General features: G+C 60.7%; 10 protein-coding genes and 1 pseudogene. 3 read left to right on the plus strand and 8 right to left on the minus strand.

From position 1 onward, the window contains the following. The first annotated feature begins 45 nt into the window (after window positions 1-45). On the plus strand, window positions 46-1,371 hold the full coding sequence (locus tag HWX48_RS03780; RefSeq protein WP_175954772.1) for a dicarboxylate/amino acid:cation symporter: 1,326 nt from the start codon (window positions 46-48) through the stop codon (window positions 1,369-1,371). A gap of 351 nt (window positions 1,372-1,722) precedes the next feature. On the opposite strand, the gene HWX48_RS03785 is transcribed toward HWX48_RS03780, so the two are convergent. Continuing rightward, complete coding sequence (locus HWX48_RS03785) at window positions 1,723-4,467, minus strand: DUF5979 domain-containing protein (protein ID WP_175954774.1); 2,745 nt, start codon at window positions 4,465-4,467, stop codon at window positions 1,723-1,725. Window positions 4,468-5,374: 907 nt separating this feature from the next. Further along, window positions 5,375-6,232: a TetR/AcrR family transcriptional regulator gene (locus HWX48_RS03790; RefSeq protein WP_175954777.1), complete on the minus strand. Its 858-nt coding sequence runs from the start codon at window positions 6,230-6,232 to the stop codon at window positions 5,375-5,377. 330 nt (window positions 6,233-6,562) lie between these two features. Here HWX48_RS03790 and HWX48_RS03795 point away from each other — a divergent pair, with 330 nt between their 5' ends. Next, window positions 6,563-8,893, plus strand: a complete 2,331-nt coding sequence (locus HWX48_RS03795; RefSeq protein ID WP_303048060.1) for a 6-phosphofructokinase — start codon at window positions 6,563-6,565, stop codon at window positions 8,891-8,893. A 661-nt stretch (window positions 8,894-9,554) separates the two neighbouring features. On the opposite strand, the gene HWX48_RS03800 is transcribed toward HWX48_RS03795, so the two are convergent. Next, window positions 9,555-10,577, minus strand: coding sequence for an acyltransferase (locus tag HWX48_RS03800; protein ID WP_175954779.1), 1,023 nt, complete (start codon window positions 10,575-10,577; stop codon window positions 9,555-9,557). 269 nt (window positions 10,578-10,846) lie between these two features. Here HWX48_RS03800 and pgi point away from each other — a divergent pair, with 269 nt between their 5' ends. After that, on the plus strand, window positions 10,847-12,523 hold the full coding sequence (gene pgi / locus HWX48_RS03805) for a glucose-6-phosphate isomerase (protein WP_175954781.1): 1,677 nt from the start codon (window positions 10,847-10,849) through the stop codon (window positions 12,521-12,523). A gap of 126 nt (window positions 12,524-12,649) precedes the next feature. On the opposite strand, the gene HWX48_RS03810 is transcribed toward pgi, so the two are convergent. The 5 genes and pseudogenes from HWX48_RS03810 to HWX48_RS11195 all read right to left on the minus strand — a co-directional run bounded on the left by HWX48_RS03810 (window position 12,650) and on the right by HWX48_RS11195 (window position 19,238). Continuing rightward, a complete protein-coding gene (locus tag HWX48_RS03810) occupies window positions 12,650-16,078 on the minus strand; it encodes a glycoside hydrolase family 2 TIM barrel-domain containing protein (RefSeq protein ID WP_175954783.1) in 3,429 nt (1,142 codons plus the stop codon). Continuing rightward, complete coding sequence (locus tag HWX48_RS03815; protein WP_240623061.1) at window positions 16,075-16,893, minus strand: carbohydrate ABC transporter permease; 819 nt, start codon at window positions 16,891-16,893, stop codon at window positions 16,075-16,077. The genes HWX48_RS03810 and HWX48_RS03815 overlap by 4 nt, the downstream gene beginning before the upstream one ends. Next, complete coding sequence (locus HWX48_RS03820; RefSeq protein WP_124869289.1) at window positions 16,877-17,803, minus strand: carbohydrate ABC transporter permease; 927 nt, start codon at window positions 17,801-17,803, stop codon at window positions 16,877-16,879. Before HWX48_RS03820 ends, HWX48_RS03815 begins: the two co-directional genes overlap by 17 nt. A gap of 127 nt (window positions 17,804-17,930) precedes the next feature. Continuing rightward, window positions 17,931-19,025, minus strand: a pseudogene (locus tag HWX48_RS03825) (ABC transporter substrate-binding protein); the annotation flags it as partial. A gap of 15 nt (window positions 19,026-19,040) precedes the next feature. Continuing rightward, window positions 19,041-19,238 carry a hypothetical protein gene (locus tag HWX48_RS11195; protein ID WP_254872946.1) on the minus strand — a complete coding sequence of 66 codons (198 nt, stop codon included), beginning with the start codon at window positions 19,236-19,238 and terminating at the stop codon, window positions 19,041-19,043. Window positions 19,239-19,485 lie beyond the last annotated feature (247 nt).

The raw sequence follows: 19,485 nt of genomic DNA on the forward strand, positions 1-19,485 counted from the left end.
TACTTATTCGTTCATTTCCTCTGTGACTCGTCAAGGAATCCTGATATGCGCGCATTCTTCGCAAAAGGCAGCATCCTCGTCTGGGTGCTTCTCGCGATCATTCTGGCACTCGTCCTGGGCTCCATCACCATCGGTGGTAGCCCTCTCGTCCCCGAGGCTGTCGGCCGAATCTTCGCTACTTTCTCCGCCGTCTTCGGACAGTTCCTCTCCTTCTCGATTCCTCTGATTATTGTCGGTCTGGTTACCCCCGCTATCGCAGACCTTGGACGAGGCGCCGGAAAGTGGTTGGGAATCACCGCAGCCATCGCCTATGGTTCAACCCTCTTCGCAGGTTTCATCACCTACCTGGCCTGCGCCACCCTCTTCCCTGTGCTGCTCGACCCCTCCAGCCTCAGCGACGTTGCTGAACCTGGGTCCGCGCTGTCAAGCTACTTCACGATCGAGATGCAAGCCCCCGTTGGCGTCATGACCGCATTGCTGCTCTCCTTCGTCATCGGTATCGGCCTGTCCATGGTGCCCCGCGGTGTCCTGCGCAAGGGCTTCGTTGAATTCCGCGCCATCATCAAGGCCCTCATTGAACGCGTCATTATCCCGCTGCTGCCGATCCACATCTTCGGTATCTTCCTCAACCTCACCTACACCGGTGAAGCCTGGTCGATCATGCAGACCCTCGTGCGCGTCGTCTTTGTCGTCATCGCCCTTGAGGTCGTCATCCTCCTCACCCAGTACCTCCTCGCTGGCGCCTACGCCCGCACCAACCCCTTCAAGGCACTGGCCACCATGCTGCCCGCTTACCTGACGGCACTGGGTACCTCCTCCTCCGCAGCGACCATCCCTGTCACCCTGCGTCAGGTGCGCAAGAACGGTGTGTCCGAGGCCGTCGCTTCCTTCACCGTGCCGCTGTGCGCCACCATTCATCTGGCTGGCTCCACCTCGAAGATCTTCGCTTTCGCCTTCGCCATCGTCTACACCCAGGGCATTGAGGTGAGCGCTACCCAGTGGGTTGGCTTCATCTTCATGCTCGGTATCACGATGGTCGCAGCCCCCGGCGTTCCCGGTGGGGCCATTATGGCCGCCACCGGTCTGCTCGTCTCTATGCTCGGCTTCAGCGAGGCGAATGTGGCCCTCATGATCGCCACCTACATCGCCCTTGACTCTTTAGGTACCGCCACTAATGTCACCGGCGACGGTGCGATCGCCCTTGTCGTAGACAAGATGGCTGACGGTCGCCTCGGTGTGGAAGCCCACCCCGAGAATGCTCGCGAGCTGTCCTTCGATGGCATGGCCTACCTCGACAAGGTCGCTGTTGAAGGCGTCGTCTCCGCTGAAGAACTCGAAGCTTCCGCCAAGGTCAACGGCCCTTCCGCCTGAAGCTGGCCTATCCGGCCCCGCTCTGGTGAGCGGGGCGGAGGCCGTTCCTGACTGAACTATGCGGGTGCCTCCCTCCATGAGGAGGGCGGCACCCGCATAGTCGTAGCAGGTTGAGCCTGACACGTGGGGTGCCCCGCAATGAGGAGGACGCTGAGCGCCGAACCCTCCTTACAGAGGAAGAAGCAGCTATGCGCCCACCGCCCGGTGAGTGATCGGCGAAGGAGGCACTTGTCGACGTTGAATGGCACTCAGAGGTTTTTAGCACCAGCACCTTCTTGTCAAAGCAAGGTGGGGTTCGGGTCAAGAACCCGAACCCCACCGACAGTTTGAGCAGTCACAGACCGCTACGGATTAGCGTCGTTTGCGGCGAAGAACCCCCACCAGCAGTGCGCCGCCGAGCAGTGCAGCTGCAACACTGCTCACCATGAACGCGTCGCTACCAGTGTGAGCCAGCTTGCCGCCCTTCACGACCTTGCCGTCAGTGCCGCTCGCCCCCGCAGGTTTCTCGGCCTTGTAGACGTTGAGGAAGCTCACCTCAATATCTTCGTCGGACACGATCGTCACCGTTTGCTCGGCAGGAGGAGCCAACGTGTATCCGTCGATCTTGGCCTGAGCAGTGTTCTCGGAGATAGTGCAGACCGTTCCGGTCGGAAGGGATTCACCAAGGGGAACGGTCACGCCATCACCCTTTGCGATCAGTGTGCCTTCACGGTTACCGCACTTCCAGTTGAACTCATAGCTCTTGGTCGTTGCACTAGCTGGTCCGCCCTCTACAGTCTTTTTCACCTCGAAGGAGCCGGCCTCGGAGTAGGTATTGACGAATTCGACTTCTACAGTCTCATTCTCCGTAATTGTCACCTGCTGGGCAGGCGGCGGAGTGAGAACGTAGCCGGGCATACTGGCGTACCCCTTCCGCTCAGTGACCGTGCACTGCGTGCCAGCAGGCACCACCGGGTCGAGGCTGTATTTCGTGTCCTCGGCAGTGGCTAGAAGCACGGCGGAAGCGTTGCCACACTTCACGTCGAAGACGAAGGGGACGGTCTTGGCTGTAGGGGGTCCACCGACCACGGTCTTCTTAATGTGGAGCTCACCAAACTTGTCGGAGAACGTGTTTTCGAACTCCAGCACACTCGTCTTGCCAGCTTCAATCGTCACCGTCTGGGGTGGTGGCGCAATACTGACAAAACCGTCAATGTCTTGGTAGTCAAGCGCCTCCGTTACGGTGCATTCAGTTCCGGCGGGGATATTCACCCCTACTGGAGTGGGCACACCGTCGCCCGTCACGGACATTTCATCCTCAAGCTCCCCGCACTTCCAGTGGAAGTCGTATTCCTTGTCTGATGCCGCTGCGGGGCCACCTGACACGGTTTTCTTCACCTCAAAGCTGCCGAACTGTTTCGTGTATGTGTTGGTGAAGTGCAACACGGGCTTCTTCCCGGCGCTAATTCGAACCTTCTGCCACGCGGGTGCCTGTAGTGCCCACCCGTCAATCGCGGCTCCCGATAGATCCTCCATCACCAGGCACTCAGTGCCGGGACTGAAAACGAGTTCGGGACTTACTGGAACGCCGTCGCCCTTGGCTCCCAGAATGCCTTCGAGAGTGCCACATTTCCAATAGAAGCCATACTCCTGGGTTGCCGCATCTGCTGGGCCACCAACCACGGTCTTCGACACCTGGAAACTGCCGTTTCTGTCCGAGTAGGTATTGGTGAATTCCAGGACAGGGGTTGTCCCGTTCTTGATGACTACTGTCTGAGGCGGAGGCACAATGAGCGCTTCACCGGGAATGATCGCAGAGTCGAAAACCTCTCCGACGGTGCATCTCCATCCAGCGGGAAGGAGCTTGCCGATCGAGACGGGAACACCATCGCCCTTCGCAGTGAGGCTACCGCCACCTTTTTCAGAGCCATACTCGTCGACACAGAACCACACGAAAACGAACTCTTTAGTGTCGACGTCGGAGGGGCCACCCTCTACTCTCTTCTTCACCTCGAACGAACCCGCTTCGTCGGCGTATTTGTTGACGAACTCGACAACCGGGGTTTCCCCATCCTCTAGCTCGACACCCGCTCCGCGAGGGGGTTCGAGGGCGTAGCCGTCAATCTCAGCCTTTTGTTCATTTTCTTGGATGAGGCATCTTGTGCCTGCGGGGAAATCTTTGTCGACACGGACGGGCACGCCATCGCCCTTTGCCATCACAGTTCCGCGCTCGTTGCCACACACCCACTGGAACTCATATTCCTTATTCACCGCTTCTGGCGGACCGCCTTGAACGACCTTCTTCACCTTGAAGGTGCGTTTTTCTGGCTGGGTACTCTTATAGGTGTTGACAAATTCAAGGACCGGGGAACTGCCTGCCGCGATGACAAGCTGTTGAGGGGCGGGCTTTTCCAGGGTGTATCCCCCGATCGGCCTTATGTGATCGCTCTCAGCAATCTCACACTGTGTGCCGACGGGGAAGAGTTGCTTGATTCTTACCGGAACACCATCGCCCTTGGCCGTCACCCTGCCCTTGAGTTCGCCACATGTCCAGAAGAACTCGTATTCCTTGTCGGTGACGTTGCCCGGCCCGCCCTGTACGACCTTCTTCACCTCGAATGTTCCACCTGGCTTGGAATAGTCGTTCACGAAGTCCAAGACAGGTGACTTATTGAGTTCAATGGTCACCTTCTGCTGCGGCGGCGGAATCAACGCATACCCGTCAAACTGGGCGCTAGGAGTTTCTTCGTAGACGGTGCATTCAGTGCCGACAGGATAAAGGCGATGCTGGTGTATGCCCTTCGCGGGACTCAGCTGGACCAGTTCTTTACCCTGGCCACAGTCAACCCTGAAAACGAAACGGTGGGTGCGCGCCTCAGTAGGTCCACCTTCCACCTTCTTGCGTATCGTGAGGCTACCTGTCTCGGAGTGGTAGGTCGCCACTATCTCGTAAACCGGCGACTTCCCCGCCTCAATCACGAAGGTCTTGCTGGGAACAACTACCGCATAGCCATCCTTGCCGAAGGGCCAAAAGTTAAAGACAGAAAGCGTGCAGCTTGTCCCATCGGCAAAGTCCCTCCCCGCAGGAACAGGAACGCCGTCGGTGGCAGCACTCACGGCCCCGGACTCCTCGCCACATGTCCAGTAAACAGTGCTCGCCCTGTTCTCAGGAAGGGGAGCGCCTACGCTGCTGAGCTTTACCTGGAAACTGCCCGTGGATTGCGGTTGGTTCTGGGCCAGTAACACGGGCCGAGGGGCGGGGTGCGATGCTATCTCCCCGGCTCCCATCTGGGGGACGTTGAGAAGTGGTGCCACCTCCGGTAGCGACTCGATCGCAGGAGGCGTTGGCGGCTCAGACGCCGTTGGAGTGGCTTCTGTACTCTCTAGTTTGGGAGTCTCGGGCACCGATGGTGCGGGTGAGGGGGCTGCGCTCGTTTCGGTGTGCTCGCCCCCTTTTTCTTCTTCAACGCTACCGCCCACTACAGCCGCAGTTAGCGCTCTGGCTTCAGTCACCGCCTTGATTTCTGGCAAGCTTTCTTCCGTAGGTGCACCAGCGTCATCGTGTTGCTGTGTGTGCAACGGGTCTTCTACTTGCGCCGCACTGGCGTCAACTCCGGATAGTGCAGTGCCCGCCGCGATGAGCGTGAGGGATGCTAGGGCTGCGGTCAATTTCCGCGCCCACGATGATGCCCCTATTCCCCAATGCCACTTTCTCATAACACGCCTCCCCAATATTTGAAAACCGTAACACGCCGCGTTGAGTGTGAGGTATCTCAAATTCTACATGCTGAGTGTTTGCTGTGGGAAGGCTTCGAGCCGTCAATTTTCAGGGCACTCCTCCCCAGAAAAGAGAGACCTTCAAACGCTGAGGAAGTACGCTCACCCATTGGCGAGGGGTCTTGGCAGGAGTGGCGGCAGACATGCTGAAGGCGCGTCTCTCTAGGGTGGCGAAAAACGCCAGAAGAAAAACGCCGGCTTCTCCTCGTTGAGGCGCAGGTGGCCCCGTAGGTGTTGAACGCAGGAGCTAGGACGCCGCAGTGCGCTCCACCAACAAAGGAAGAATCACCGAGAAAAGCCGGTCCGTTAAGGAGGACTGCAGATCGCGGCCCGTCAACACCGACCTTGTCCCGTCCAAAGCAATGAGCTCATTACGAATGGAACGCAACCCCACTGCCACCACCAGATCCAAAAGATCATGGGTGCTGATCACACAGGTCAACCCCAAGCGCTCCAGAGCCTCATCAATGAAGACAGAAATGCCGTGCCGGAACTCGTGGAAAGCAACGATCGTGGGGTGAGAAGGATCAGCGCAGCGCACCAGATAGTTACTCACGCTCGTCCACAGCAACAAAGTCTCTCGATCCTGGGGAAGAGCTGCCAAGAGGCGCGTCGCCACATCGGTAAACCGTGCCTTATCGTCTGCCGCACCCTCGCTTTCAATACTGGCGAAGAAACCCTCCGTCGCAGCATGAAGGCCCGCAGTGACTTTCGCACTATTGACATAGTCGGGGATGCTCTGGAGAGGATCGGAGGTGGCCTCGTCAAAGGGGCCCGCCCCGCGCTCCGCGCGAGCCTCGCCCCGCAAAGCGGCATAAGCCCTCGACAGCGTCCGCTTCCATTCGTTGCGGATCACCATCCGCACAAAATGGTCCATGTCGGTGAAGTTCGAATAGAACGCGCCACGAGTAAAACCAGCGCGGGAGGTAATGAGATTGACCGAGGTTCCACCAACGCCATGCTCGGCAATAATGTGACGGCCCGCCTCAATAAGGCGACGCTGAGTATCCGCACGGCGCTCTGAAGCCTCCTGCTCTTGAAGCTTGCGGACCTTATGAAGGCGCTGCGAAATCTGCGGAGCGGGCGTGGTGGTGTCGGTTGTCATGGCGGTGTGGCTCTCTTATTCACCGTGAACCCGGTAAAAACCGGCGGCTCGTAGGACTCGGTGCAACCCCGTATTTTAGCAGAGGAGGGCAGCGCAACAGGGTGAGCCCAAGCCCCACCGCCGCGCCCAAAGGAACGAACGCGTATCGCCTTCCCGCGCAAGGCGGCAACGCCCTCGTCCTGCACACCGCACTCGCGCTTCACGCCCTCCTCCTGCGCACTACACTCCCGCAACAACTCATCTCCCCATCAGCGCCTCAGCACACTAAACTGGACACCTGTAGTGAGGTGAGGCGCTCCGCCTCGCCCATTCCTGGAAGGAAACACTCCTGTGGCGGGTTCCCAATACGCGGATATTAAAATCGGCATCCTCACTTCCGGCGGTGACGCCCAAGGCATGAACGCTGCGGTTCGCGCAGTCGTTCGTTCCGCACTCGCACACGGCGCACACCCCTTCGCCATCCTCGAAGGTTGGGCAGGAGCCGTCGCAGGCGGAAACTCCATCCGCGAAATGGGATGGACAGACGTCTCCAACATCCTCCCCGCCGGAGGCACTGTCATCGGCACTGCCCGCTGCCCCGAATTCCGCGACTACGAAGGCCGCCACCTCGCCGCCAAACACCTCCTCGAACGCGGCATCGACCGCCTCGTCGTCATCGGCGGCGACGGCTCCCTCACCGGCACCGACGAATTCCGCGGCGAATGGTCCCAACACGTTCAAGAACTCCACGCCGAAGGCGTCATCAGCGCAGAAACCGCTGAAAAACACTCCACGCTGACAGTGGTCGCCCTCGTCGGATCCATCGACAACGACATGGTCGGCACCGACATGACCATCGGCGCCGACACCGCCCTCCACCGCATCGTCGACGCCATGGACCAAATCAGCTCCACCGCGGCCTCCCACCAACGCACCTTCATCGTCGAAGTCATGGGCCGATTCTGCGGATACCTTCCCCTGATGGCAGCCGTCGCTGGCGGCGCCGACTACGTCTTTACTCCTGAAGCCCCCGCAGGCCCCGGCTGGGAAGACGACATGTGCGACAAGCTCGTCCGCGGCCGTGAAGCGGGACGCCGCGAGTCCATCATCCTCGTTGCCGAAGGCGCCGCCGACCAAGCCGGTGAAGCCATGAGCGCCACCCGCATTGCCGCCGCCCTCAAAGACCGCACTGGCGAAGACGCCCGCATCACCATCCTCGGCCACGTCCAACGAGGCGGCTCGCCCTCGGCCTACGACCGCTGGATGTCCACCCTCCTGGGCTACGCCGCCGTCCAAGAAATCCTCGGCGGCGACCGCAGCGCCCAACCCTGCATCCTCGGCGTGCGACACAACCGCATCACGCGCATCCCCCTCATGGAAGCCGTCCTCGCCACCCGCGCCGTCAAGGGCTACATCGCCGACGGAAACTACACCGCAGCCCAAGAAGCACGCGGTTCCTCCTTCACCACGATGTACGCCATCAACCAAATTCTCTCCGAGCCCCCCGCCCCCTCCAGCGAACAGACCCGCACCGATGGCCTGCCCGCACAACTGAACGACCTCCACGGCACCTCCCTCCAACGAGGCGCCCGCGTCGCTATCCTCCACGCAGGCGGCCTCGCCCCCGGCATGAACACCGCCGCCCGCGCCGCCGTCCGCCTCGGCATCGCCCGCGGATGGACCATGCTCGGCGTTGACGGATCCTGGGCAGGCCTGGCCGACAATCGCGTCCGCGAACTCGAATGGCGCGACGTCGAAGGTTGGGCCTTCCAAGGCGGTGCCGAACTCGGCACCCGCCGCCCCGTTCCCACCATCGAAGAGTTCTACTCCCTCGGCCGCGCCATCGAACGCAACGAGATTGACGCACTCCTCGTCATCGGCGGCCTCAACGCCTACCTTTCCGTTCGAGCCCTGACCGCTGAACGCGACCGCTACCCCGCATTCCGCATCCCCATGGTGCTCGTTCCCGCCTCCATCGACAACAACCTGCCCGGCTCCGAGCTTTCCATCGGCGCCGACACCGCGTTGAATAATGCCGTGTGGGCACTGGATCGCATCAAGGAATCCGCAGCAGCATCCCGACGCTGTTTCGTCGCTGAGATGATGGGCCGCCGCTGCGGCTACCTCACTCTCATGTCCGGCCTGGCCAGCGGCGCAGAATACGCCTACCTCAACGAAGAACCCGCCTCATTGTCGAAGATCGACGACGATGCGCGTACCCTGCGTGCCGCCTTCGAAGCCGGTCGGCGCCTCTTCCTCGTCCTGGTCAACGAGGGCGTCTCCGCCCACTACGACCGTGAGTTCCTCGCCACCGCCTTCGGAGCCGTCGGCGATGGCCTCTTCGATGTGCGCCACCAGGCCCTGGGGCACCTCCAACAAGGTGGAGCGCCCTCACCTTATGACCGTCTGCTGGCCACCCGCCTGGTCTACAAGGCACTGGGCTACCTTGGAGAACAATTCGAACAAGGCAAAGCATCTGCCGTCTACATCGGCATGGTTGGCAACCAGATCGAAGCCCGACCCGTCGAACGCATGGACGAGGACCTTGACCTGGTCAACCGCCGCCCCTACAACCAGTGGTGGATGGATCTGCGCCCGGTGCTAGAAGCTGTCTCCCTGCAAAACAGCCAGGCCGAGCTGATGCCCGTGCATATTGCCGATGCGGAGAGTATGAAGCACTGAGCTTTCACAGGTTTTGGGTCGACGAGGTGGGGCGCTTGTGCCCACTCGCCTTCGCTTTGCTTTGGCTCCTATGCCCAAGCGCGCCGCAAGCGCCCCGCCTCGCCGACTAATGGCTTGTGTTTGGCTGTGTTTGGCTGCGGTACGTCTGGGCGCCTCGGGTACGTGGCATGCCGCGTACCAATGGCGCCGATCCGTACCTATGGTGCTGATCCGTACCGACGGCGCTGATCCGTCCCCAGGGTAGGCCGTACCCATGGCGCTGATCCACACCAATGGCGACCATCAGTTCCTCAGGCACGACAGGTCTGCGGTGCTGATTAGTAGCTGTGGTGTTGGTGCCTTGTTGCAGGTTCTGTGGTCGACGAGGTGGGGCGCTCGTGCCCACTCGCCTTCGCTTTGCTTCGGCTCCTATGCCCAAGCGCGCCGCAAGCGCCCCGCCTCGCCGACTAATGGCTTGTGTTTGGCTGTGGTACGGCTGGGCGCCTCGGGTACGTGGCATGCCGCGTACCAATGGCGCCGATCCGTCCCCATGGCGCCGATCCGTACCGACGGCGCTGATCCGTCCCCAGGGTAGGCCGTACCCATGGGGCCGATCCGTACCAATGGCGCCGATCCGTACCCATGGCGCCGATCCGTACCGACGGCAACGAGGGAGGAGTCTCTAACGGCCTGCAGTCAAGGCCTTTGGTGCCTGCCACAGCCACGGAAGGTACCGCCTCGTCAGTAGCCATAGGGCTAGCGGCACAACTACACCTGTCATCGTTCCCAGCAGAAGATGAAGCATAGGGTCTGTCAGGCCTATCTTCGACAGGGCAATGCGCACCCCGGCTGTGGCCAGGGTGTGAGCCAGGAAAATCTCCAACGAATGAAGACCAACATAGGCCAGCCACTCTGACACCACCCGCAGGCGCGACAGCAATGCAGACAGTGCAAAAACAGCAAGCACACCCAAACAGGTTGCAAGCACACTCACCGAAATGTTGGGAACCGTCCGCTCTAACTTCGAATAGGTGGGACCTGCAGCAGGAGTCATCACCACGAGAAGCAGCCAGGCCATCGTGGCGGCAAGAAATACAGGCAGCTCATGCCACATGCTGAGCCTTCCGCGCACCCGCTGGAATCCCGTCAGCCCCACACAGGCAGCAATCACAAAGAACGCCGTCAGGCCGTGCCCCTGCAAGAAAATGACGGGGCCAAACCAGCCCCAGGCGGCCAAAGAAACCACCACCGAGATAAGGACCGCAACAACCGTCCTCGTCCTCGATAGCCACGGACGCCACAGGGCTACCACCAAAGAACACACCGCAATCCACGGGAAAAACCACATGTGATTCTGGGGCTGGGACAAGTTCAGAACCGTCGCCCAATCCTTCTCATGGTTCACGCTGCCAGAAAACACCACCTGCAAGGCACCCAAAGGCAGGCTCCACAAGACATACAGCCAGGTAAAGGTCACCAGGCGATGACGCAGGTAGGGGCCAATCCCTCGCCGATCAACCGCCCCCGCCACCAGCAGGCCAGCCGCAACAGCGAACACCGCCAAGTGGAAGGAATAGATCGCGCGGTCGGCCAGCAGATACCCGGCGCCCTCCTTGGCGACAATGCCAGCATTGCCAAGGCCACGCAGGACATGGCCAACAACAATGGCAATAATCGCCAAGCCTTTAGCAATGTCCAAGGTCATGTCGCGGGTGCTCATCTCAGCAGTGTAGCGGGCAGGAACCCTCGCAGGGGCCACCTTGGCAGTGCGAGGAAGCTAGGAAAGGGCAGGACCATGCCCTAGCGAAAACGGCGCTCACGAGCCGACGAGGCACCGCGCGCCGCCCTCGTCGCTCAATCACGCCGACAGCCTCCCCGCTGATCGCGGGGAAGCCCGGGAAAGCGCTACCCTTGAACAGTATGCGCGCCCTGGAGAAACGACGAGGCGCACCGGACAGTAGGAGACGACTCAGCATGAGTGACCTCACCCCCATTGACCCGACCATGACCCCCGCCTGGGAGGCCCTCGACCTGCGTGCCGACACCTTCGCCCCTGACCTGCGTGAATGGTTCGCTGCTGACCCCCAGCGCACCGAGAAGTGGACGCTCAGCGCCGCCGACCTCTACGTTGACCTGTCCAAGAACCTCATTGACGAGGGCGTCCTCGACGACCTCCTCGCCCTCGCTGAGCAGACCAAGGTCGCCCAGCTGCGCGACGCCATGTACGCAGGCGAACACATCAACGTCACCGAAGACCGCGCCGTCCTTCACACCGCCCTGCGCCGCCCCGCCACCGACACCCTCATCGTCGACGGCCAGGACGCCATCGCAGACGTCCACGCCGAACTGGCCAAGGTCTACGCCTTCGCTGAGCGCGTCCGCAGCGGCGAATGGGTGGGCATCACCGGCAAGCCCGTCGAAACCGTCGTCAACGTCGGTATTGGTGGCTCCGACCTGGGCCCCGTCATGGCTTACGAGGCCCTCGCCCCCTACGTCAAGGAGGGCCTGACCTGCCGCTTCATCTCCAATATTGACCCCACCGACGCGGGCGAAACCACCAAGGACCTCGACCCCGAGACCACACTGGTCATCGTCGCCTCCAAGACCTTCACCACCCTGGAGACCATCACCAACGCCAAGGTCGTGCGCGAATGGTTCCTGGGCTCCTTGCGCGAACGCGGCCTGGCCACCAACGAGGCCTCCACCGCCGAGGCCATCTCCAAGCACTTCGTGGCCGTGTCCACCGCCCTCGATAAGGTCGCCGAGTTCGGCATCGACCCCGCCAACGCCTTTGGCTTCTGGAACTGGGTGGGTGGCCGCTACTCGGTGGACTCCGCCGTCGGCACCGCCCTCGCCATTGCGATTGGCCCCGAAGGCTTTGCTGACTTCCTGGCGGGCTTTAACGCCATGGACCGCCACTTCGCCGAGGCCCCCGCTCGCGAAAACGTGCCGCTGATCATGGGCCTGCTCAACGTGTGGTACGGCAACTTCCTGGGCGCCGACACGCACGCCGTCCTGCCCTACTCCCAGTACCTGCACCGCTTCCCGGCCTACCTCCAGCAGCTCACCATGGAGTCCAACGGCAAGTCCGTGCGCCGTGACGGCACCTCCGTCACCTACGACACCGGCGAGGTCTTCTGGGGTGAGCCCGGCACCAACGGCCAGCACGCTTTCTACCAGCTCATCCACCAGGGCACCCGCATGGTCCCGGCTGATTTCATCGCCTTCGCCACCCCCGCGTGGCCCCTGGCTGACGGCGATGCGGACATGCATGAGTTGTTCCTGTCCAACTTCCTGGCTCAGACCAAGGCCCTGGCCTTTGGTAAGACCTCCGAGGAGGTGCGCGCCGAGGGCACCGCTGAAGAGATCGTCTCTGCCCGAGTGTTCACGGGCAACCGCCCGACCACCTCGATCATGGCTCCCTCACTGACCCCCTCAGTGTTGGGCCAGCTCATTGCCCTCTACGAGCACATCACCTTCGTTCAGGGGGCCGTGTGGGGTATTGACTCCTTCGATCAGTGGGGCGTGGAGCTGGGCAAGGTCCTGGCCAAGCAGATTATGCCCGCTATCGAGGGCGACGCCGCTGCTCTGGCAGCGCAGGATCAGTCGACCCGCGCCCTCATTGAGTACTACCGCAAGCATCGAGGCTGACAGCGTCAAGGGTGGCACTGTAGCTGAGCGAATGTCATAACGAAGCGGCCGCTTCCCCGGAGAGTGACAGGAGGGGAGGCGGCCGCCTCGTATCATGAACACCTCACGCGCCGTTGAGTCAGGCGTTCACGGTGTGACCGGCCAGAAGGAGAAGCGGAAAATCAGTTCCTCTCCCGCTGGCAGGCAGTATTCGGGATGGGTGCGCGCACCCCATGAGTTGTCACCGCCCACCCCTCGACGCATCAAGGCCGGACGCAGCCAGGTGGAGTGTGCGTGTGGCAGATCAGTGGGATGGGTGGCATTCTCCACCTCGAAGGGGCTCCACGGCAGGGCAGAAAACTCCATCCCGAACACGGGCGCGTCAAGCTCACTGCGCCCCCGAACCGGCCAGCCCTCGCAGGAAAAGCCGATGCCAACACCGTCCTCGTCGCTCAGGGTTGCCCACCGGACCTGCGTGTGAGAGCCACATTCTTGCGGGCGAATGTATCGGGCGAATTGTTCGCTCACTGTCGATTCCCACACATCCAGCAGAGCCCCCTGCTGGCGGTCAACATAGGATTCAGCGGGGCCGTGACCATACCAGCGCAGGCGGGAGTAGTCGGCTGGAATCTGGAAGAGCATGCCGAACTCCGGTGGGTCCCCCATGCCTGTACCTGGCGTCAGATGCTGGGTGACCTCTATCTGGCCGTCGGCCCACACCTCGTAGTCGATACTGTAGGACGAGGCCGGCCGCGTGGCCAGGTCAAAGCTGGCGCGCACCGTCACGCTGTGCTCGCCGTGCTCCACGCTCAAGCCCTCAATACCGCCGCGTAAGGTGGCGTAGCGGCTGGCAAGCAGCCACTGGCTGTCCTCTGCGGGGGCGCCCCAGCCTCGTTCATTGGAGGTGGGCGCATGCCAGAAGTTGGCGTGGGGTGGGCGGGTGAGCAGCTCACGAGGGGAGTGAGGGCCTGCCTGCGAATCCTCCACGCGGAAAGAGACAAGCTGGCCGCTGACCCGAGAAAAGAGCAGGGCAAAGCCCTCGCCTTGAACACCAATGTTGTGAATACCCTCAATGACGCGCGGCGGGTGAGAGGTGGTGGTGCTCTGGGGGAATGAGGCGGCTGTGGTGGAGGCTTCTTCGCCAGAGGCTGCCTGCGTGAGGGCAAAGACCTGCTGATCCCACGCCACAGCGTGACCAGCCTCAGCCCAGGGCGAGGCTGTGCGGGTACGCCACGTGATGGTCACCGTGTACTCGCCGCCAATGCTGCCGTCACCATTGCCAACGCCGCTGTCACCAGTGTGTGGCACGCCGCTAACGTCGGCCAGTTTCTCCACCAGCGACCAGGGCAGGGGATAGGTGCGCGTGCTTTCAGGGGCAACATCTGTGGCAACCGTTGTCTGAGCAATGACCTGGCCTTCGCGAGCGAGCCTCAGCTCACAGTCAAAAACAGCCGAGGAAGTGAAAAGGTACTCGTTCGTGACCGTGAAGGCATCCTCATCAATACGCGTACGCAGACGCTGATACACATGCTGCACGGCCTGCATAAACGGCTTGGGCGTGTGATCAGCGTAAAAGATGCCATTCCCACTGAAGTCGCCGTCGTGGGGGCGATCCCCAAAATCGCCACCGTAGGCGTCATAGGCCCGCCCAAAACGATCACGAGCAGGTAGAGCCTGATCAGCGAAATCCCAGATGAAAGCACCGTGGAATAAAGGCTCAGTGCGGGTAAGATCCATGTACTTATCCACCGCGCCAAAGGAGTTCCCCATCGTGTGGGCGAACTCGCAGAGGATAAACGGCTTCTCACGATGAGTGCGGAGGTGTTCTTCAATGTCAGCCGCACTGGTGTACATCTGCGAGGTGACATCCGTTGTGTCAGGCAGACGGGGGTCATAGTGCACGCCTTCGTAATGAACCAGGCGCCCATCAACGCTGCGGAAGTAGTCGGCAACGGCCAGCAGGTTCCCACCGCCCAGGGACTCATTCCCACACGACCACATGAGGATGCTCGGATGGTTGCGATCACGCATGAGCATGGAGCGCGCCCGCGACAGCAGGGTGTGCTCCCACTGCGGGCGATCCCCTGGGGTTGCCTGCGAAAGAGGCAGGTCATGGAAACGAATCTCATCCCACAACCCGTGGGATTCGAGGTTCATTTCATCAATGACATACAAACCCAGCTCATCGCACAGACGATAGAAGCTACTGCTATTGGGGTAGTGGCTTGTGCGCACCGCGTTCAACCCGTAGGCCTTGATCGCCAGCAGATCGGCGCGGATGGCAGCCTCGTCCATGACGCGACCGTGCGGGCCAAACTCGTGCCGGTTCACCCCGCGGAACACTAGCCGTTTGCCGTTGAGCAGCAGCAACCCATCAGCGCTTTCAAAACGGCGCACGCCCACGGGTTGGCGCACATACTCGCACACCAGCCCGTCAGAGCCGCTCACGGTAATATGCAGCGCGTAGAGGTGCGGGTCCTCCTCGCTCCACAGGTGCGGGGTGTCGAGGTTGAGTGCGTAGTAGAGCGTGCGGGTTGGGCGCGAACTAGCGGTGGGTGTGCCCGTTGGCAAGACCGACGCCTGAGGCTGAGAGTCAGGCTCGACTGCCGCGATATCACCAGCAGCAGGGCCAGCCGTAGTGCCGTTAGCTGTGTTTGCTAAAGAGTCTGGCCCAGCGTCCCCTGCAGCATCCGCTACTTCGGATTGCGGCAGGAGTCCACACGCGCGAGCTTCGTCCTCGCCGATCAGCGTCGCTTCGCCCACCCCCTCACAGTGGACGCGCGCCTCGCCCTCGCCCTGCACTGTCAGAGCCAGGAGAATACGGGCACGCACGGCGTCATCCTCACCCCACTCCACAGGGGTGAGAACCTGCAGATCCTCCACATGCGCTCGCGGGCGTAGGCGCAGCTCCACATCGCGGAAGATCCCGCTGAATCGGAAGAAATCCTGGTCCTCAATCCAGGATTGAGCCGACCACTTGAACACCTTGACGACCAGCGTATTTGTGCCCGGCACCAGCAGATCAGTGAGGTCAAACTCTGAGGGCGTAAAACCATCGGTCGCCCAGCCCACGAAGCGGCCATTCAGCCACAGGGCGAAGGCGCTTTCCACGCCGTGAAACACAATGCTCACGCGATCTGCACCGTTGAGGCCGCCCTCGAAAGTCGTGGCGTAACACCCCACAGGATTGAAATCGACGGGTGCGTGATCGCGGGGCACATCCTCGTTGCCATCCCAGGGGTACTGGGTATTGACGTACTGGGGGCGGTCGTAGCCGTGCAGTTGAATGTGGGCGGGAACGGGCAGGTCATCCCAGGAACTGTGGTCGAACTCAGGGGACTCACACCCTGTGGGAATGAGCGCGGGGGAGGGGGCGTAGTGGAACTTCCATGTGCCGTTCAGAGAGCGGATGAACGACGAGGCGCCTGCGTCGGCCTCGTCGCGGGAGGCGTAGTACAGGTGGTCCGAGTGGGGAAGGAGGGTGCCCTCAGCGTAGTAGCTGGGGTCTGTCAGGCCACGCTGCTCTGACGGGTGGAGAAGGGCGAGAGGGGAGGAGGGATCGCGGTGAGAGGTCATTTGATTGCTCCTGTAATGCCCTCGGTGAAGGCGCGCTGCAGGATAAGGAAGACGACCATGGCGGGCAGTGACGCGATAAGGACCGCGAGCATGAGCACGCCGTAGTTCGTGGTGTAACCAGCGGACAGGTTGGAGATCAGCATGGGCATGGTTTGGTAGGCGTTGTCGACCAAGATGACACGCGGCCATAGGAAGTTATTCCACGCTGCCATGAAGGTGATGACCGCTGCCGCAGCGTAGGTCGAGCGCATGGTGGGGATGTAGATGCGTGCAAAGATTGCGATCTCGCTGAGCCCGTCAAGACGCGCAGCTTCAAGAACTTCATGAGGGAAGGAACGCGAGGCTTGGCGGAAAAGGAGGATAAGGAAGGGGGTGGCGATGGTGGGAAGGATGACCGCCCAGATGGAGTTCACCAGACCGTTCTTGGCGAAGAGCTGGAACAGGGGGATCATGGTGGCCGCGAAGGGGATCATCATGGCCAGCAGCAGGATCGACATGAGCAGGTCTTTGCCGCGCGAGTGGTAGATTTCGAAGCCGTAGCCAGCGATGGAACATACGGCGAGGGAAAAGACGGTGGCGAGGATAGCGTTGACCGCTGAGTACCACATGGCGGAGGCGACATCTTGCTGGGCAAGGAGGTCTGAGAAGTTTGCCAGGAGGTTACTACCCGGGAGCATATGCGAGGCCAGCACGTCTTGGCTGGTGTGGGTAGCGCTGACAGCCATGTAGTACAGGGGGAATACCGAGAAGATTGAGAAGATCGTCAGGGTCAGGTATCCGGGGATTTGGCGCAGGTACTTAGTCACGCTTGTCACCGACCTTCATTTGGATGAATGCCAAGATGGCTACCAGAATCAAAATCACATAGGAGATGGCGGCCGCATAGCCGAAATTGGGGTTCTTCAGGAAGGAGAGCTCGTAGAGGTAGTGAGACATGGTCATCGACGTGTAGGCGGGGCCGCCCTTGGTCAGGTTCCAGGACTCGTCGAAAAGCTGCAAGGTGCCATTGGTGGACATGATCGCGGTCAGAAGGATCATGGGCTTAAGCTGCGGAACAGTCACATACCAGAAGGTTTTGAAGGGGCCGGCGCCGTCAATGCGGGCGGCTTCAAGGGTGGAGCGGTCAATGGTTTGCAGGCCGGCTAGGAAGAACACCATGTTGTAGCCGGTCCAGCGCCACAGCAGACCCAGGATAATGACGAATCGTGCGGTGTCGGGTTGGCCCAGCCAGTTAACGGGGGAGTCAATGAATCCAATGCTCATGAGGACGTCGTTGACGAAACCGTCGGTGGCGAACATGGTGCGAAACACCAGGGAGTAGGAGACGAGGGAAACCGCGCAGGGCAGGAAGATGGCGGTTCTCCACATGCTTTTCCACTTGAGGGTGGGATTGTTAAGCAGCACTGCCAAGATCAGGGCCAGGACCAGCATGATGGGCACCTGGATGATGAGGTAGATGAAAGTGTTTTTCAAGGTCATGAGGAAGATTTCGTCCCCCATGAGCCTTTCGTAGTTGAACCACAGTGGGTCAGCAAAGCTGAGTCGGGAGCCTCGGCCTGTCTTCATTGACAGGAGGAAGGCCTGCACCATGGGGTAGAAACTCATCACGGTGATGAGGATGGTGGCGGGCATGAGGAAGGCCCAGCCCACGAGGTTTCGCTTGCGGTTGAGAGAGGCGCGGGAAGGCAGTAGTGACCTGGAGGCGCCTGGGGTCGCTGTGCTCATATGAGGTCTCCGATGGAGGTGAGAAGGAAACTAAGCCAGATGTCCTGAGAGCAGGGGGCTCCTGAGAAGCGGGTGCCCTGAAAAGAGGGGCTCGCCCTGCGCGGGGAGGCAGGGCGAGCCCGGGGGATTACTTCATCGCGAACTCAACGGTTGCCTGAGCTTCAGCGAAGGCAGCCTTGGGGTCTTGACCGTTGATGATCTTGGTCAGTGCGGCTGAGACGGCGTCGCGCCCTTCGTAGTAGTACACGCCGGTATAGTTGGACGGCACCTTCTCACCGAAGCCAACGACATCAGCGTAGATGGCCTGGCCTCCGAAGAAGTCGTGGGGTGCTGCGTAGGCATCGGACTTGCCTGCGGGAATCCAGTTGGCGATAGCTCCCGAGGACGACAGGATCGTGTCGTAGAAATCAGTGGAACCTGCGAAGGTGGAGTTAAGGAAGTCAACGGCAAGATCGCGGTTGGCGTTCGAGCTGACTGCCCAGGATGAGCCGCCATTTGCGGTGTAGTTGGTTGCGCCGTCAATGCCAACGAGGGAGGGAACGTTGGTGACAGCCCACTTTCCGGCCTGATCCTTGGCGGTCTGGATCGAGGCAGAGATCCACACGCCGTTGAGGGTTCCGGCTGCGCCCCCGTTGACGAAGGCAGAGATGGACTCGTCCCAGGAGTTCACTTCGATGACGACACCTGAATCAATGAGCTTCTTGTAGGTTTCCGCAGCTTTGAGCAGGACGTTGTTGTCTGCGATAACGGGGTTTCCGTCCTTATCGAAGAGGGAAGCACCCGCGCTTTGCATCATCATCATGATCAGGTCTGAGCTGCCTGCGGTTGTAGCAAACATGGGCTTGCCGGTCTTTTCTTTGACGATGGTGCCCTTTTCGATGAATTGATCCCAGGTGATGTCAGTGAAGTCTTGGACGCTGAGGCCAGCTTCGGCAAGGATGTCGGTGCGTAGGGCAGTAATTGCGGTGCCGGAGTCGAAGGGGATGCCGTAGTTGATGCCATCAATGACGGAGTAGTCCACAACGGATGTGGGGAATTGGCTGAAATCAACGGGGGTGTCTTTAAAGTCCGAGAAAAGCTCGGGGTAATTAATGACGTTCTTTTGGAAGGCGTTGTTCTGCATGAGGAAGATGTCAGGCAGATCGCTGAGCTGCTGGGACTGGGCAAGGGTGGTGATTTTTGCCTGGAGGTCGTCCCAGGGGACTTCCACAACGTTGAGTTGGAAGTCGGGATGATCTTATTGGTAGACCTTGGCGGCTTCTTCCATGGCGTAGATGTTGAAGGCTGGATCCCAAGCCCAGACAGTCAAAGTGTTGTCGGAGTCGCCCCCGGCGTTGCCGGATGCGCCTGAGTCGGCGCCGCCTGAGCATGCTGCGAGGGTCAGTGAGAGGGAGAGGGTGGTGCCGAGGGCAAGGAGTTTACGAAGGGTGCTCATCGTCGAGCCCTTTCTTTGTCGTGCGCGGGGTGCGCGGTGTGGGGTGGTGCGTATTCTCATGCGCAATCTGTTGGGCTCCGCCGGGGGAGGAGTCCGAATGTTTACGTAAACATAGGCTAGCTTCTCGATCTGCGTGGCGCACTACTCTGGTGTAACGATTGGGTAACAGACTCGCCCTATCGCGCGAATAATAAGGGGTTATTTCATACTTTTCTGATGGTATTTTCAGGACGCTGAGTTCTTTGCT

The organism is Schaalia sp. Marseille-Q2122 (assembly GCF_903645355.1).
In the GTDB taxonomy this organism is placed as follows: domain Bacteria; phylum Actinomycetota; class Actinomycetes; order Actinomycetales; family Actinomycetaceae; genus Pauljensenia.

Excerpts from the sequence above, each read along its gene's own strand:
- HWX48_RS03790 (WP_175954777.1), bottom strand. The coding sequence starts at position 6,232 with ATGACAACCGACACCACCACGCCCGCTCCGCAGATTTCGCAGCGCCTT.
- HWX48_RS11195 (WP_254872946.1), bottom strand. The coding sequence starts at position 19,238 with ATGAGCACCCTTCGTAAACTCCTTGCCCTCGGCACCACCCTCTCCCTC.
- HWX48_RS03810 (WP_175954783.1), bottom strand. The coding sequence starts at position 16,078 with ATGACCTCTCACCGCGATCCCTCCTCCCCTCTCGCCCTTCTCCACCCG.
- HWX48_RS03800 (WP_175954779.1), bottom strand. The coding sequence starts at position 10,577 with ATGACCTTGGACATTGCTAAAGGCTTGGCGATTATTGCCATTGTTGTT.
- HWX48_RS03780 (WP_175954772.1), top strand. The coding sequence starts at position 46 with ATGCGCGCATTCTTCGCAAAAGGCAGCATCCTCGTCTGGGTGCTTCTC.
- pgi (WP_175954781.1), top strand. The coding sequence starts at position 10,847 with ATGAGTGACCTCACCCCCATTGACCCGACCATGACCCCCGCCTGGGAG.
- HWX48_RS03820 (WP_124869289.1), bottom strand. The coding sequence starts at position 17,803 with ATGAGCACAGCGACCCCAGGCGCCTCCAGGTCACTACTGCCTTCCCGC.